Source organism: Siminovitchia fordii DSM 16014 = CIP 108821 (genome assembly GCF_000374565.1).
Lineage (GTDB): Bacteria > Bacillota > Bacilli > Bacillales > Bacillaceae_C > Siminovitchia > Siminovitchia fordii.
In genome coordinates this window covers 331,699-346,491 of sequence record NZ_KB894685.1, presented here as the reverse complement: position 1 = coordinate 346,491, position 14,793 = coordinate 331,699, and the positions used below count along the sequence as shown (strand labels likewise).

Genomic DNA, 14,793 nt, shown 5'->3' with positions numbered 1-14,793 from the left:
TTTTGAAAAAAGGGAGATAGTTTATGAAAATAGCAATTGATGCCATGGGCGGCGATCACGCGCCGAAAGAGGTCATTCTAGGCATAAATAAGGCTGCCCAGGATTTTTCTGATACTGAGTTTATTTTATATGGTGATAAAGAACAGATAGAGAAGTACCTTCAGCCGAATGAACAGGTGACAATTGTCCATACGGATGAAATGATCAGTCCCACGGATGAGCCGGTCAGGGCTGTCCGTCGCAAGAAGGAAGCTTCAATGGTGAAAATGGCCCAAGCGGTAGCGGACGGTGAAGCCGATGCCTGCATATCTGCAGGGAATACCGGAGCACTGATGACTGCCGGTTTATTTATCGTCGGTAGAATCAAAGGGATCGAGCGGCCTGCACTTGCTCCTACTCTTCCAACATTGGATGGAAAAGGTTTTTTGATGCTGGATTTGGGAGCAAATGCTGATGCGAAGCCGGAACATCTTCTTCAGTACGCGTTCATGGGGCAGATATATGCTGAAAAGGTGAGAAAAATTGAAAAACCAAGGGTCGCACTGTTAAATATCGGCTCTGAGTCCAATAAAGGCAACGAATTGACCAAAAAAACATTTGAACTTCTCGAAGGGTCTAATGTTAATTTTGTCGGGAACATTGAAGCGCGTGAATTGCTGGAAGGACATGCAGATGTCGTTGTTACAGACGGTTTTACCGGAAATGTGGTACTGAAAGCCATAGAAGGGACCGCTGCTTCCCTCTTTTCAATGTTAAAATCGACCTTCACAAGCAGCTTTAAAAATAAGCTTGCCGCTGGATTAATTAAATCAGATTTGGTTGAGTTGAAGAACTTGATGGATTATTCGGAGTACGGGGGGGCCGCATTGTTCGGTTTGCAGGCACCTGTTGTAAAAGCTCATGGTTCGTCTAATTCTAACGCGGTGTATCATGCGATTCGTCAAACAAGAGATATCGTGATGAATGATGTGGCCGAAACGATAAAATCCGCTGTAGCGGAACAAAAAGAATAAAGGGGTTTGGACATTGGGAAAAATAGCATTTATCTTTCCTGGCCAGGGTTCGCAGACCGTAGGCATGGGAAAAGAAGCGGTTGAAGTGAACGAAAAGGCCAAAATGATTTTTGAGCAGGCAGATGAACGTCTGGGATATTCACTTTCTTCTATTATTTTCGAAGGTCCTCAAGAAAAGTTGACATTGACTGCCAACGCACAGCCTGCTCTTCTGACGACAAGTATCGCCCTTTTACAAAGCTTAGGGGAAGCGGGCATCAACCCGGACTATACTGCGGGCCACAGCCTTGGTGAATATACAGCTCTTGTCGCCAGCGGAGCAATTGATTTTGCAGATGCAGTTTATGCAGTACATAAACGCGGCGAATATATGGAGGAAGCTGTTCCAGATGGAAAAGGAACAATGGCCGCTGTTTTGGGACTTGATAGAGGCATCCTTCAGGAAGTTTGCGAAAGTGTTTCCGAAGAAGGGGCCACAGTCCAATTGGCCAATATGAACTGTCCTGGTCAAATTGTTATTTCCGGAACGGTGGCAGGTGTCCAAAAAGCAGGTGAAAAAGCGAAGGAGCGAGGGGCAAAGCGTGTCCTTCCATTGCAAGTAAGCGGTCCATTCCATTCAAGCCTTATGAAGCCCGCAGCCGAAAAGTTCGGTGCGGTCTTGAATGATATTCCTATTCGTGATGCTTCTGTCCCGGTAGTCGTCAATGTGACGGCTGAGCCAGAAACAAATAAAGAAGCATTTCAGGAAAAACTGATTGAACAGCTATATTCCCCGGTACTATGGGAGGATACAGTACAAAAGCTTATTAACCTTGACGTAGATACGTTTGTGGAAATCGGACCTGGAAAAGTGTTGTCCGGATTAGTGCGAAAAGTGGACAGACAGGTCAGGACAATTTCAGTTCAAGATCCGGAAAGCTGTCAACAGGCTATAGAATTATTAAGGGGGGAATCAGTATGAAACTGGAAGGAAAGGTAGCGCTTGTAACGGGTGCCTCAAGAGGGATCGGCAGAGCAACTGCACTAGCGCTTGCGGAAGCTGGAGCCAATGTGGTAGTGAACTATGCAGGCAGTACCGATAAAGCCAATGAAGTCGCTGAGCAAATAAGGGCAATTGGTAGAGAAGCCATCACCTATCAGTGCAACGTATCAGACAGTAATGCAGTACAAGCTATGATTAAAGATACGATAGCAAAGTTTGGGAAGATTGACATTCTTGTGAATAATGCCGGTATCACCAGGGATAATCTTCTGATGAGAATGAAAGAAGATGAATGGGATGATGTGATTAACACAAACTTAAAAGGAGTCTTCCTTTGCACGAAAGCTGTCACTAGACAGATGATGAAACAGAGAAGCGGTAGAATCATCAATGTCGCTTCTATTGTGGGTGTCATCGGGAATCCTGGACAATCCAACTATGTAGCAGCAAAAGCAGGAGTGATCGGCCTGACGAAGTCGACTGCCAGGGAACTTGCATCCCGGGGAATCACTGTCAATGCCATTGCACCTGGATTTATTACAACAGATATGACAGACGAGTTGACTAACGAGCAAAAAGAAGCAATGCTGCAGCAAATCCCTCTTGCCAAGTTCGGGCAGGCTTCGGATATTGCTAACGCAGTATTATTCCTAGCCTCAGATGATGCTAATTATATTACCGGCCAGACGCTTCATATTGATGGCGGCATGGTCATGTAATGTGAATGTTTATCAGGCTTTGATGGGTACGATACCTATAGATTGCATTCAACGTGCTTCGGTAAATAAGCAGATACTGCTCCTTGTACCATAGCTTAATTGTGAGGTCTTGACCAAACTTGTCAAAATGCAGCACGGAGGTTTTTCAAGGAGCAAATTCCTGATGAAGTGAACGGCTTAGCTCCTGTAGTGCGATATTTTCTGTATCAAAGCGGCGTCACTCTGTTAGCTGTAAATCTTGGTCCCTCGAGGTCATCATTCAATTTCTGGTGAGTGGCAGAAAAACTGCTTCATCGGGAATTGTCTTATTATGGTTGACGGGCTGATCAGGTCGTTCCTGCATTTTCGGTTGATGGGCAGGTTCGCACTTTTGTTCTTACAGTGTTTCGATTATAATGGCTTGAGGGGAGGTGAACCGGATGGCAGATATTCAAGAAAGAGTAACTAAAATTATCGTAGACCGTCTTGGAGTGGAAGAGTCAAAGGTTGAATTGGAATCTTCTTTCAAAGATGATCTTGGAGCTGACTCGCTTGACGTAGTAGAACTTGTCATGGAATTGGAAGATGAGTTTGATATGGAAATTTCCGATGAAGATGCGGAAAAAATTTCCACTGTCGGCGATGCAGTCAATTACATAAAAAGCAATAGCTAGTCGTTGGAAACTAAATGTCCCGTTGATTGCCAGCGGGGCTTTTTCTACTTTAACTTTACCTTATAAGGTGGATAGACAATGCGAAAATCTAGAAGAGATGCAAAAGCGGCGGAAAGGGAGGCGTGCCTGTTTAAAAAGCTGCAGGAGCGGACAGGCATCCATTTCTCAAATGAAAAACTATTAAAGAAAGCTTTTACACATTCATCCTATGTGAATGAGCATCGCAAAAAACCGTATGAAGACAATGAACGCCTTGAATTTCTCGGTGACGCTGTCTTGGAATTGACAGTCTCCCAATTTTTATATGAAAAATACCCTATGATGAGCGAAGGTGAATTGACGAAATTAAGAGCGGCAATTGTTTGTGAGCCATCTCTTGTCACATTTGCCAACGAACTGGAATTTGGTGAAGCAGTCCTGCTCGGTAAAGGGGAAGAGATGACGGGGGGAAGGAAAAGGCCTGCATTGCTTGCAGACGCATTTGAAGCATATATTGGAGCTTTATACCTTGATCAGGGGTTGGAGAAAACCCAGGCATTTTTGGATGAGATTGTTTTTCCAAAGGTTGAAATAGGTGCTTTTTCTCATGTGATGGATTTTAAAAGCCAATTGCAGGAAGTTGTCCAAAGAGACGGATCCGGTACGCTTGAATATCAAATTTTGAAGGAACACGGCCCGGCTCATAACCGGCTATTTGAATCGCAGGTCACACTCAATGGAGAAGTGCTCGGTGAAGGAAAAGGCCGTTCCAAGAAAGAGGCCGAGCAGCATGCTGCACAGATGGCCCTTGGAAAATTGAATGAACAGTGATAGATGGTAGATGAAAAGGAGGAAAAGTGATTGTTCCTCAAGCAGTTGAACATTTATGGCTTTAAGTCATTTGCAGAAAAAACGGAACTGGAATTTGTCCCTGGTGTAACTGCTGTTGTGGGACCGAATGGCAGTGGAAAAAGTAATGTAACCGATGCGCTCCGCTGGGTTCTTGGGGAGCAATCCGCCAAGTCCCTGCGCGGCGGTACGATGGAAGACATCATTTTTGCAGGCAGTGATGGAAGGAAACCTCTGAATTATGCTGAAGTATCCATTATTTTGGATAATCAGGCAGGAAAACTGCCTATCGATTATAATGAGGTCAGTGTAAAAAGACGTGTTTTCCGAACCGGAGAAAGTGAATTTTTCATCAACGACAATCCTTGTAGATTAAGGGACATCGTTGACCTGTTTACAGACTCTGGCCTGGGCCGCGAAGCATTTTCTATCATTAGCCAGGGAAAAGTGGACCAAATTTTAAATAGTAAACCCGAAGAGCGGCGAACCATTTTTGAAGAAGCCGCAGGTGTGCTCAAATATAAGCAGCGCAAGAAAAAAACCGAAGAAAAGCTTACTGAGACAGAAGAGAATCTTAACCGTGTACAAGATATTCTTCATGAATTGGATAGCCAGCTTGTTGTATTGAAGGAACAGGCTGAAACAGCTGAAAAGTTTCTCGAAAAGCAGGATGAGCTGAAGAAAATTGAAGGGGCCCTCATCGTCCGGGAAATTGAGAATCTATATGGCAAGTGGGAGAAAATAAAAAGTGAGGTTGAAGCACATACAGACTCAGAAATCAAGCTATCCAATGAAGTGCACCAACTTGAAGTGGCAACGGATGAAGAAAGAAAAAGACAAAATGAATTGGATGAGAATATAAGCCGTTTACAGGAAGAGCTTCTTTCGGTTTCCGAACATTTGGAGAAGCTTGAAGGCAGGCGCCAGGTACTTCAGGAAAAAAACAGAAATGCGGTCCGAAATAAGGATATGCTGGAAGAAAAAATAAAGAACGCACAGGCAAAAAACAACGAACTACTGAATGAAAAAAGGGAAACAGAACGACTCATCTCACAAAAACAGACTGAAGCAGATGCTTTTAAGAAGCAGCTATCGGAAAAGAAGAGGGAACTGAATCAGTTGGATGATTCAATCGATCATACAATTGAATCATTAAAAAGTGACTACGTTGACTTGATGAACGAGCATGTTTCAGACAAAAATGAACTTCAGTATATTGAAAAACAATTAGACCAGATGGAAGTAAGATTGCAAAAACTTGCAGGGGACAAAAATAAATACGACGAAGAAAAGACTTCGTTAGAAAAAGAACTCAGAATAAAGCATGAGAAGCTGCAGGAACTGAAGGACCGGATAAGCGCTTTTGAAAAAGAAGAGCAGCTTTTTTTAGAGGAATCGGAATCTCTCAAAAAACAGAGTGAGCTTCAGCAGTCAAGGCTATTTCAATTGTACCGTGAACATCAGCAATTGAAAGCGAAAAAAGAGAGCCTTGAAACGATGGAGGAAGATTATGCTGGTTACATGCAAGGGGTTCGTGAGATCCTAAAAGGCAAGGGAACAATTTTACACGGCATTGAAGGCAGTGCTGCAGATTTAATCCACGTTCCGAAGGAACTTGAAACGGGGATAGAGACGGCTCTTGGCGGTGCGGTTCAACACGTAGTGGTCCAAACCGAAGCCGACGGGCGTGAGGCAATCAACTATTTGAAAAAGAATCGCCTGGGAAGGGCTACCTTTCTGCCTTTAAGTATAATAAAGGCGAAATACCTCAACGCAAGCGTAAAGGCGGTCCTTCAGAACCACGATTCTTTTCTGGGTGTAGCCGCAGACTTGGTAGGCTGTGAAAAGAAATATGAACCTGTAATCAGGTATTTGCTCGGCAACGTCGTTGTTGCAAAAGATTTAAAGGGCGCCGGGGAATTGGCAAAGTTGGCTGATTATCGGTTGCGCATTGTCACTCAGGCCGGGGAAATCATCAATCCGGGAGGCTCCATGACCGGTGGAGCATCCAAGCAAAAAAAGAGCTCTTTGATCGGAAGGAAAAATCAACTTGAACAGATCAGAAAAGATCTTGTTGTTTTGGAACGCGAGATAACTTCCACTGAGTTGTCTGTCAATAGTGTAAAAGAAAAACTGGCTGATTACGAAAAACGTATGTCTCAAGGGCAGACGAAAAAGAAAGAATTGGAAGGCTTGCTTTATGAGCTTCAGTCAGATGCTGCACGGCTAGAGATTTCAAAGAAAAACACCGAAGAATATCTTACTCTTTGTGCGATGGAGGAAAAGGAGCTTGCTGAAGAAGAAGAAACGTTAAAGCTCCATAAGCATGAAATTACAGAAGCCATAAAAAACATGGAACAGTCCATTCGTTCATTGGAAGAAAAAATACAGGGTCTATCTGAAAAGAAAAGCTTACAACAAAGTTCAAAAGATCTTCTTATGTCTTCAATCAACCAATTGAACATTCAAAATGCCCAATTAGAAGAACAACTGGTTGCAGCACAATCGAATCTTGAGCGGATAGAGGCTTCGATTGAACAAACAAGCTTGGAGTCAGAAGCAGCCCATAAAGAATTGAATGCTCTTTATGCCGAAAATGAAGATATATTGGGCCAAGTAGCTGAACTAGAGAAAGAAGCAGAGAAAGTCCAAGCCAGGAGAGAGGAAACATTTCAAAATATCTCAAATTGCCGAAATGAAAGAGCTCGGCTTCAGGAAGCTGTCTCTGGCAAGGAGATTGAGTTGAAAGAACTTGCAAGACAGCAAAAAAGACTGGCAGATAAACTGAAAGGCGAAGAACTGAAGGTTAATCGCCTTGAACTTGAGATGGAGAATCTCATAAAAACTTTGAGAGATGAATTCACCATCTCCTTTGAGCGTGCCCAAAATGAATTTTCTTTATCTGTGGAAGTTTCCGAAGCGAAGCAAAGGCGGGATGAGCTCAAAAAGGAAATATCGGAAATCGGAACTGTAAACATAGGAGCGATCGAGGAATATAAAAGGGTGAACAACCGTAGCCAATTTTTAATGGAACAGCAGACAGATCTTTTACGTGCGAAAGAAACACTATACCAAATCATGGATGAAATGGACGAAGAAATGACAAAAAGATTTGGCAGAACGTTCCAATCCATTCAACAGGCATTCCAAGGAGTGTTTTCCTCCTTGTTTGGAGGAGGAAGAGCGGAGTTGAGATTGACACAGCCCGATGATTTGTTATATACAGGGGTTGATATCATTGCCCAGCCGCCGGGAAAGAAGCTCCAGAATCTAAGTTTACTGTCCGGAGGAGAAAGATCCTTGACTGCCATCGCATTGCTCTTTTCAATCTTGAAGGTCAGACCTGTGCCTTTTTGTGTTCTGGATGAAGTTGAAGCAGCCCTGGATGAGGCAAATGTCAATCGGTTCAGTGAATATTTAAAAAAATTCAGCGAAAACACCCAATTCATTGTGATCACCCACAGACAGGGAACAATGGCTGGTGCTGATGTCTTATATGGGATCACTATGCAAGAATCGGGTGTTTCAAAGCTAGTATCTGTCAAATTGGAAGAAGAACGGATGATGGCGCAAATTTAAAAATTGAGGTGATGCAAATGAGCTTTTTTAAAAGGCTGAAAGATAAATTAACAGCTTCCAGTGACTCTATTTCGGAAAAATTTAAAGATGGACTTGTGAAAACCCGTGATAATTTTTCCAATAAAATCAATGATCTGGTCTCCCGTTACCGTACGGTCGATGAAGATTTTTTTGAAGAACTGGAGGAAATTTTGATCCAGGCGGATGTCGGCTTTGAAACGGTCATGGAACTGGTGGAAGAATTGAAAATGGAAGTGAAAAAAAGAAATTTAAAAGATCCAGGAGATGTGCAATCTGTAATATCCGAGAAACTGATTGAAATATACGAATCCGGTGAAGAGAACCTTAACACTCTCAACATCCAGGAAGATGCCCTTACGGTTATTTTGTTTGTCGGAGTGAATGGGGTAGGTAAAACAACCACCATCGGTAAGCTTGCCCATAAGTTCAAATCTGAAGGGAAAAATGTACTCCTGGCTGCAGGCGACACTTTCCGTGCCGGAGCCATTGAACAGCTCGAAGTATGGGGGGAGCGTGTCGGTGTCGATGTCATTAAGCAGGCTGAGGGGTCAGACCCGGCAGCTGTCATGTATGATGCAGTGCAGGCAGCCAGATCTCGTAAAGTGGATATACTGCTGTGTGATACAGCAGGGCGCCTTCAAAATAAAGTCAATCTCATGAAAGAACTGGAAAAGATCAAAAGAGTGATTGAGCGGGAGATTCCGGGAGCACCCCATGAAGTTCTCCTTGTGTTGGATGCGACAACTGGACAAAATGCTCTTGTACAGGCAAAAACATTTAAGGAAGCAACGGATGTCAGCGGCATCGTCTTATCTAAACTTGATGGGACTGCCAAGGGCGGGATCGTATTGGCAATCCGTAATGAAATGAACATTCCGGTGAAATTTGTCGGTCTTGGCGAAAAAATGGACGATCTTCAAGTGTTTGATCCGGAGAAATATGTGTATGGGCTATTTTCAGATGCAATCGAAAAGGCCGAGGATTAAAAGTTGTTTTAAGTAGTTGCAGGTTTAATATGACGAATGTCCAACCCTGACGTACAGGAGGTCCTAGTACCAACAACTCTGCATGATTTGTCGGTTTATAACTGCCAGTTCCTAGCCCCTTCAGACGTTCCCCTGTGGGGCTTAGGGGTTCCCTCTTCTGAAACCTCTTGAGCTGTCAAGACTGAACAAGGTTCTATTAGTATGAAAAATTACCTTGTTCTAACAAAATTTTTATTTTAGGAGAGAGCGAATTAGAAGTTTTTAAAATAGAATTTGGCGAAAATGATAACCTCCAACATCGGAATCAAATGGAAGAAGTTTTGGCTTGTGTACTAAGAAATTTCCAAATATAATGCTAAAAATACAAGGAGTCAGCCTATGTGTTTACCGATCACAGCATAAGGTTGGCCGTTTTTATTTGCTCGGCGGTTGCTTAAGGGAGGGGGGCGTCAAGAGACAATGGTCAACGGTATTGGAATGAAGCTGATGAGTTGACCATTTCATTGCACCAGAACCCTCTTGGGTTATTGAGAAATCGATTTTTTATCTTTTTCGGTAAGAACTTGACGCCGCGTTGGAAAGAGTATATCATTTAAGAAGTGTAAAGGTTTTTGACTTAACAAGGTGGAGATTAAAGTATGCTTGAGAAAACAACGCGAATGAATTATTTATATGATTTTTATCAATCGTTGTTGACTTCGAAGCAGCGTAGTTATATGTCCCTTTACTACCTTGACGATTATTCGCTTGGTGAGATTGCCGAAAATTATGGAGTCAGCCGCCAAGCGGTATACGACAATCTTAAAAGAACAGAAATTTTGTTGGAAGAGTATGAACAGAAACTTTCTTTGTTCAGGAAATTCGAAGAGCGAAGGAAATTGATCGCATTAATTAGACGAGGTATGAATGAACATCCGGATGACAATGGCACGCTTAACCGTTATTTGGATGAATTAGAGGAATTGGATTAGGGGGCGGAGATCGATGGCATTTGAAGGATTGGCCGACCGCTTGCAAACGACCATCCAAAAGATCCGCGGTAAAGGCAAGGTGACCGAAGCGGATGTCAAACAGATGATGCGAGAGGTACGCCTTGCACTCCTCGAAGCGGATGTCAACTTTAAAGTAGTCAAACAGTTTGTGAAAAAAGTAAGTGAAAGAGCGGTGGGCCAGGAAGTGATGAAGAGCCTCACTCCTGGCCAGCAAGTCATCAAAGTCGTTAAGGAAGAGCTGACAGAACTCATGGGCGGCGAGCAGAGTAAAATCGCTGTAGCGAAACGCCCGCCGACTGTCATCATGATGTCGGGTCTCCAAGGGGCAGGTAAAACGACGACGACCGGAAAGCTTGCTAATCTGCTGCGGAAAAGCTACAATCGCAAACCGTTTCTTATTGCGGCGGATATTTACCGTCCTGCAGCGATCAAGCAGCTTGAAACAATCGGGAAACAGCTGGATATGCCTGTCTTTTCACTTGGGGACAAGGTGAGTCCGGTTGAAATTGTCCGGCAGGGAATCGAGAAAGCGAAAGAGGAACATTATGACTATGTACTGATTGATACTGCAGGACGTCTCCACATCGATGAAGAATTGATGCAGGAGCTTAGTAGTATCAAGGAATTGGCGCAGCCGGATGAAATATTCCTAGTGGTTGATGCAATGACGGGGCAGGATGCTGTGAACGTTGCCGAGAACTTTAATGAGCAGCTGGATATCACAGGAGTCATTTTAACCAAGCTTGACGGGGATACCCGTGGCGGTGCCGCCCTGTCCATCCGCTCAGTTGCACAAAAGCCGATCAAATTTGTCGGTATGGGTGAGAAAATGGATGCCCTTGAGCCGTTTCATCCCGAGAGGATGGCTTCAAGAATCCTTGGCATGGGTGATGTTCTGACCCTGATAGAGAAAGCCCAGTCTTCCGTCGATGAGGAAAAGGCCAAAGAAATGGAGCATAAATTCCGTACTGCATCGTTCACATTCGATGACTTTCTTGACCAGCTTGGGCAGGTAAGAAACATGGGCCCATTGGATGAACTGATTAAAATGATGCCCGGTGCCAATAAAATGAAAGGCCTGGACAATCTACAGGTCGATGAAAAGCAAATCGGGCATGTTGAAGCGATCATCAGGTCTATGACAAAAGAGGAAAAGGAACATCCCGAGATCATCAATGCCGGCAGGCGCCGACGGATTGCAAAAGGGAGCGGAAGAACGATCCAGGAGGTCAACCGGTTATTAAAGCAGTTTGAAGAGATGAAAAAAATGCTGAAACAAATGACCGGTATGCAGCAAAAAGGTAAAAAGAAGGGATTTAAATTTCCTTTTATGTAAGTAATTTTAACGTGTTAAGAAAAAACACTTTACAAACAAAACACAGATTGATATTATACTGATTTGTGTAAAACAATTCGGAGGTGCTATGTAAAATGGCAGTTAAAATTCGTTTAAAACGTTTAGGAGCAAAGAAATCTCCTTTCTATCGTATCGTTGTTGCAGATTCCCGTTCACCACGTGACGGACGAATCATTGAAGAAGTAGGCACTTACAATCCGGTCGCTCAGCCTGCGATCGTTGACATCAACGAAGAGAGTGCCTTAAAATGGCTTCAAGATGGTGCAAAGCCATCCGATACTGTCAGAAACCTGTTCTCCAAACAAGGGATCATGGAGAAATATCACAACGCTAAAAATAGCAAATAAAAGTGATGAATATGCAAGAATTGATTATGTCGATTGTAAAACCGATTGTTGATCATCCGGAAGATGTACAAGTACGGGTAGATGAAAGCGAAAAGCGTATTACCTACCACTTGTCAGTTCATGAAAATGATATTGGAAAAGTGATAGGGAGGCAGGGGAGAGTGGCAAAAGCCATCAGAACAGTCGTTTACGCCGCAGCAGGTTCAAAACAACATAAGAGGATTTTTTTAGAGATCGACGAATAAGGGGGCTGAAACACCCCCTTTTTTTATAAGAAAATAAAGCGATCATCAGCCTGTGTGTTATATCCAATTAGTATATAGCCTGGCTATAAACACTACCGGTACAAGGATTGGCGATGCTTAAGGAACGCCTACTCGGAACCGGCAAGGCACCTTGCGCTTTTCTTTAAACCATGAAAACTAGGGCGGAGGATGAAATTGTGAAAATTATCCAAACAGTCACCGTCAAACAGGTTTTAACTGAAAAAAGCAGAGAGGAACTTTCAGCTAAATATACACAATCGAAACAGCAGCTTCAAAAAGAGTGTGACCAATTGCTGTTCGAAATGAAAAAACTAGAGAGAACAAGAAGATTTTCTGCAGCAGGACTCAAAGCCCAGTTTGATAAAGAAGTCGAGCTTCGCAAGGAAAAGATCAAGCTGATTGACTTCCAAATTGAACAGCTTGGAATGCTTCCGTATGGAAGTGAGATTAAAGACCAGGATATCCAGGCATTAGTGGATATTCAAGTGGGAGATCAATGGGAAGATATCATCAATGGAAAAACGATAATCGTCAAAGACGGAATTATTGCAGAAATCAGGGAGAGGTGAAGTATGGACAATTGGTTTAATGTTGGGAAAATCGTTAACACACATGGCATTCGCGGTGAAGTCCGGGTCATTTCCTCAACCGATTTTCCTGATCAAAGATACGCCCCCGGCAACACCCTTTATCTATTCCCCGGAAACAATCAGGAACCGACCCCATTAACAGTAAAAACACATCGCAAGCATAAAAATTTTGATCTTCTTAGTTTTGAAGGGTATGAAAATATAAATGATGTGGAGAAATGGAAAAATGCTACGTTGAAAATCAAAGAAGATCAATTGACTGAACTTCCTGAAGGAGAATATTATTTCTATGAAATTATCGGCTGCAGGGTTGTTACCGAACAGGGAGAGGAAATAGGGGCTGTAAAAGAAATTTTGACCCCTGGAGCAAATGATGTATGGGTTGTTGACGGCAACAACGGAAAAGATATATTAATTCCTTATATTCCCGATGTAGTAAAAGAGGTATCTGTTGAAAAGAAAAAGATCGTCATTGATCCTATGGAGGGTTTACTGTCATGAGGATCGACGTATTGACCCTTTTTCCTGAAATGTTCACAGGAGTATTTGGATCTTCCATCTTAAAAAAAGCTTCTGAGAAAAATTCAGTTTCATACCACCTTACAAATTTCCGGGATTTTTCCACCGATAAGCATAAAACTGTCGATGACTACCCTTATGGAGGCGGAGCGGGCATGGTACTGAAGCCCCAACCAATCTTTGATGCGGTGTCCCATGTCCAAATGGGCAGCGGGGAATCACGCGTCATTTTGCTGTGCCCTCAAGGAGAGCGTTTCGACCAGAAGAAAGCGGAAGAATTGGCAAAAGAGGATCATTTGATCTTCATATGTGGGCATTATGAAGGATACGATGAACGGATAAGGGAAAAAATTGTCACGGATGAAATTTCAATCGGAGATTTCGTTTTGACAGGTGGGGAATTGGCTTCTATGGTTATCATTGATTCCGTTGTCCGTCTGTTGCCGGGTGTCCTTGGGAATGAAAATTCAGCAGTGGAAGATTCCTTTTCCACCGGACTGCTGGAACACCCCCATTACACAAGGCCTGCAGACTTTCGGGGAATGAAAGTTCCTGATATTTTGTTATCTGGCAACCATGGCAAAATAGAGGAATGGCGGCAGAACGAATCTTTAAAAAGAACCAGAGACCGCAGGCCGGATCTGTATGAAAAATATGTTCATGCTGAAAAGAAAAAAACTGGCTTGAATGATTAAAACTGTTTCAAAATTTAATTGTAAATATGCTTGCTATATGATATTATTACCTTTGTGACTGTGACAATCAGATTGTCCGTCTGTAACTACGGTGTTCCGCTGCAACGAAATATTTTGTAAGAGCATCGGTTGGAAGGAGATGAATACGATGCACAAATTAATTGAAGAAGTGACTAAAGAACAATTGCGTACTGATCTTCCTGCTTTTCGCGCCGGTGATACTGTTCGTGTTCACGTGAAAGTTGTGGAAGGAACACGCGAGCGTATCCAGTTGTTTGAAGGTGTAGTCATCAAACGCCGTGGAGGCGGAATCAGCGAAACTTTTACTGTCCGCAAAATTTCTTACGGTGTTGGCGTAGAGCGTACTTTCCCTCTTCATACACCAAGGATTGCCAAAATCGATGTCGTGCGTCGCGGTAAAGTTCGTCGTGCGAAACTTTACTACTTGCGTAAACTACGCGGTAAAGCAGCTCGTATTAAAGAAATTCGTTAATTTACGCTTGGTTTCTTGACGGAAGTAAACCTTGCTGGATGATAAGTAAATCCGTTGATAAAAAGGGGCTTGAGTTCAAGCTCCTTTTCTATTTCATTTGACGGGAATTTTACAGTGTTTTTACTTGTTAATATACTGTACAATAAAATTGGATATAGTGTATTCGTAGACATCTTTAGTTCAGGAATGGATGGTGACAATATGGCAAAGGAGAAAAACGAGCTTTGGGAATGGACAAAGGCCTTGCTTATTGCTGTAGGATTGGCTGCACTCATTCGATACGCCCTTTTTACACCGATAGTGGTGGATGGTTTTTCCATGATGCCGACCCTTAATAATGGGGATCGGATGATTGTAAATAAACTGAGCAAGCCCGATCGGTTTGATATTATCGTTTTCCACGCACCTGAGCAAAAGGATTATATCAAACGGGTCATTGGTCTTCCGGGGGACACAGTCGAATACGTCAGCGACACTTTGTATGTAAACGGTAAAGCATATGATGAGCCATATTTGGAAACCTATAAAGAGCAAACCCCTGAAGGGCCGCTTACTGAAGACTTTACTTTGGAGGAAATCACAGGTGAAAAAACTGTGCCGGAAGGGGAGCTTTTCGTAATGGGGGACAATAGACGCTCAAGCAAGGATAGCCGCCATATAGGAACTATTTCCATGGATAAGGTTATTGGAGATACTAGGGTTGTTTATTGGCCGATTAAAGATATAAGAATTGTTAAGTGATGATGGAGGAAC

16 protein-coding genes are annotated in these 14,793 nt (G+C 43.0%); all 16 read left to right on the top strand.

The features are described from left to right. The first annotated feature begins 23 nt into the window (after positions 1 to 23). On the top strand, positions 24 to 1,013 hold the full coding sequence (gene plsX / locus C509_RS0101735) for a phosphate acyltransferase PlsX (protein WP_018705174.1): 990 nt from the start codon (positions 24 to 26) through the stop codon (positions 1,011 to 1,013). 13 nt (positions 1,014 to 1,026) lie between these two features. Further along, a complete protein-coding gene (gene fabD, locus C509_RS0101730; protein ID WP_018705173.1) occupies positions 1,027 to 1,974 on the top strand; it encodes an ACP S-malonyltransferase in 948 nt (315 codons plus the stop codon). After that, positions 1,971 to 2,714, top strand: a complete 744-nt coding sequence (gene fabG, locus C509_RS0101725; RefSeq protein WP_018705172.1) for a 3-oxoacyl-[acyl-carrier-protein] reductase — start codon at positions 1,971 to 1,973, stop codon at positions 2,712 to 2,714. Before fabD ends, fabG begins: the two co-directional genes overlap by 4 nt. 419 nt (positions 2,715 to 3,133) lie before the next feature. After that, positions 3,134 to 3,367 (top strand): acyl carrier protein, encoded by a 234-nt coding sequence (gene acpP, locus C509_RS0101720; protein ID WP_018705171.1) that lies wholly within the window; start codon positions 3,134 to 3,136, stop codon positions 3,365 to 3,367. 78 nt (positions 3,368 to 3,445) lie between these two features. Further along, complete coding sequence (gene rnc, locus C509_RS0101715; protein ID WP_018705170.1) at positions 3,446 to 4,177, top strand: ribonuclease III; 732 nt, start codon at positions 3,446 to 3,448, stop codon at positions 4,175 to 4,177. A gap of 30 nt (positions 4,178 to 4,207) precedes the next feature. After that, positions 4,208 to 7,774, top strand: a complete 3,567-nt coding sequence (gene smc / locus C509_RS0101710) for a chromosome segregation protein SMC (protein WP_018705169.1) — start codon at positions 4,208 to 4,210, stop codon at positions 7,772 to 7,774. A gap of 17 nt (positions 7,775 to 7,791) precedes the next feature. After that, entirely contained in the window at positions 7,792 to 8,781 is a 990-nt protein-coding gene (gene ftsY, locus C509_RS0101705; RefSeq protein ID WP_018705168.1) for a signal recognition particle-docking protein FtsY, read from the top strand. 638 nt (positions 8,782 to 9,419) lie between these two features. Continuing rightward, positions 9,420 to 9,752, top strand: a complete 333-nt coding sequence (locus C509_RS0101700; RefSeq protein ID WP_018705167.1) for a putative DNA-binding protein — start codon at positions 9,420 to 9,422, stop codon at positions 9,750 to 9,752. A 13-nt stretch (positions 9,753 to 9,765) separates the two neighbouring features. Further along, positions 9,766 to 11,109, top strand: a complete 1,344-nt coding sequence (ffh, locus tag C509_RS0101695) for a signal recognition particle protein (RefSeq protein ID WP_018705166.1) — start codon at positions 9,766 to 9,768, stop codon at positions 11,107 to 11,109. A gap of 95 nt (positions 11,110 to 11,204) precedes the next feature. Further along, positions 11,205 to 11,477 (top strand): 30S ribosomal protein S16, encoded by a 273-nt coding sequence (rpsP, locus tag C509_RS0101690; RefSeq protein ID WP_018705165.1) that lies wholly within the window; start codon positions 11,205 to 11,207, stop codon positions 11,475 to 11,477. Positions 11,478 to 11,488: 11 nt separating this feature from the next. Next, positions 11,489 to 11,722: a KH domain-containing protein gene (locus C509_RS0101685; RefSeq protein WP_026319629.1), complete on the top strand. Its 234-nt coding sequence runs from the start codon at positions 11,489 to 11,491 to the stop codon at positions 11,720 to 11,722. Between the two features lie 197 nt (positions 11,723 to 11,919). Next, entirely contained in the window at positions 11,920 to 12,312 is a 393-nt protein-coding gene (locus tag C509_RS0101680) for a YlqD family protein (protein ID WP_018705163.1), read from the top strand. A 3-nt stretch (positions 12,313 to 12,315) separates the two neighbouring features. Further along, positions 12,316 to 12,834, top strand: coding sequence for a ribosome maturation factor RimM (gene rimM, locus C509_RS0101675; RefSeq protein WP_018705162.1), 519 nt, complete (start codon positions 12,316 to 12,318; stop codon positions 12,832 to 12,834). Further along, positions 12,831 to 13,547, top strand: coding sequence for a tRNA (guanosine(37)-N1)-methyltransferase TrmD (gene trmD / locus C509_RS0101670; RefSeq protein WP_018705161.1), 717 nt, complete (start codon positions 12,831 to 12,833; stop codon positions 13,545 to 13,547). Before rimM ends, trmD begins: the two co-directional genes overlap by 4 nt. A gap of 148 nt (positions 13,548 to 13,695) precedes the next feature. Further along, a complete protein-coding gene (rplS, locus tag C509_RS0101665) occupies positions 13,696 to 14,040 on the top strand; it encodes a 50S ribosomal protein L19 (protein ID WP_018705160.1) in 345 nt (114 codons plus the stop codon). Between the two features lie 201 nt (positions 14,041 to 14,241). Further along, entirely contained in the window at positions 14,242 to 14,781 is a 540-nt protein-coding gene (gene lepB / locus C509_RS0101660; protein WP_018705159.1) for a signal peptidase I, read from the top strand. Positions 14,782 to 14,793 lie beyond the last annotated feature (12 nt).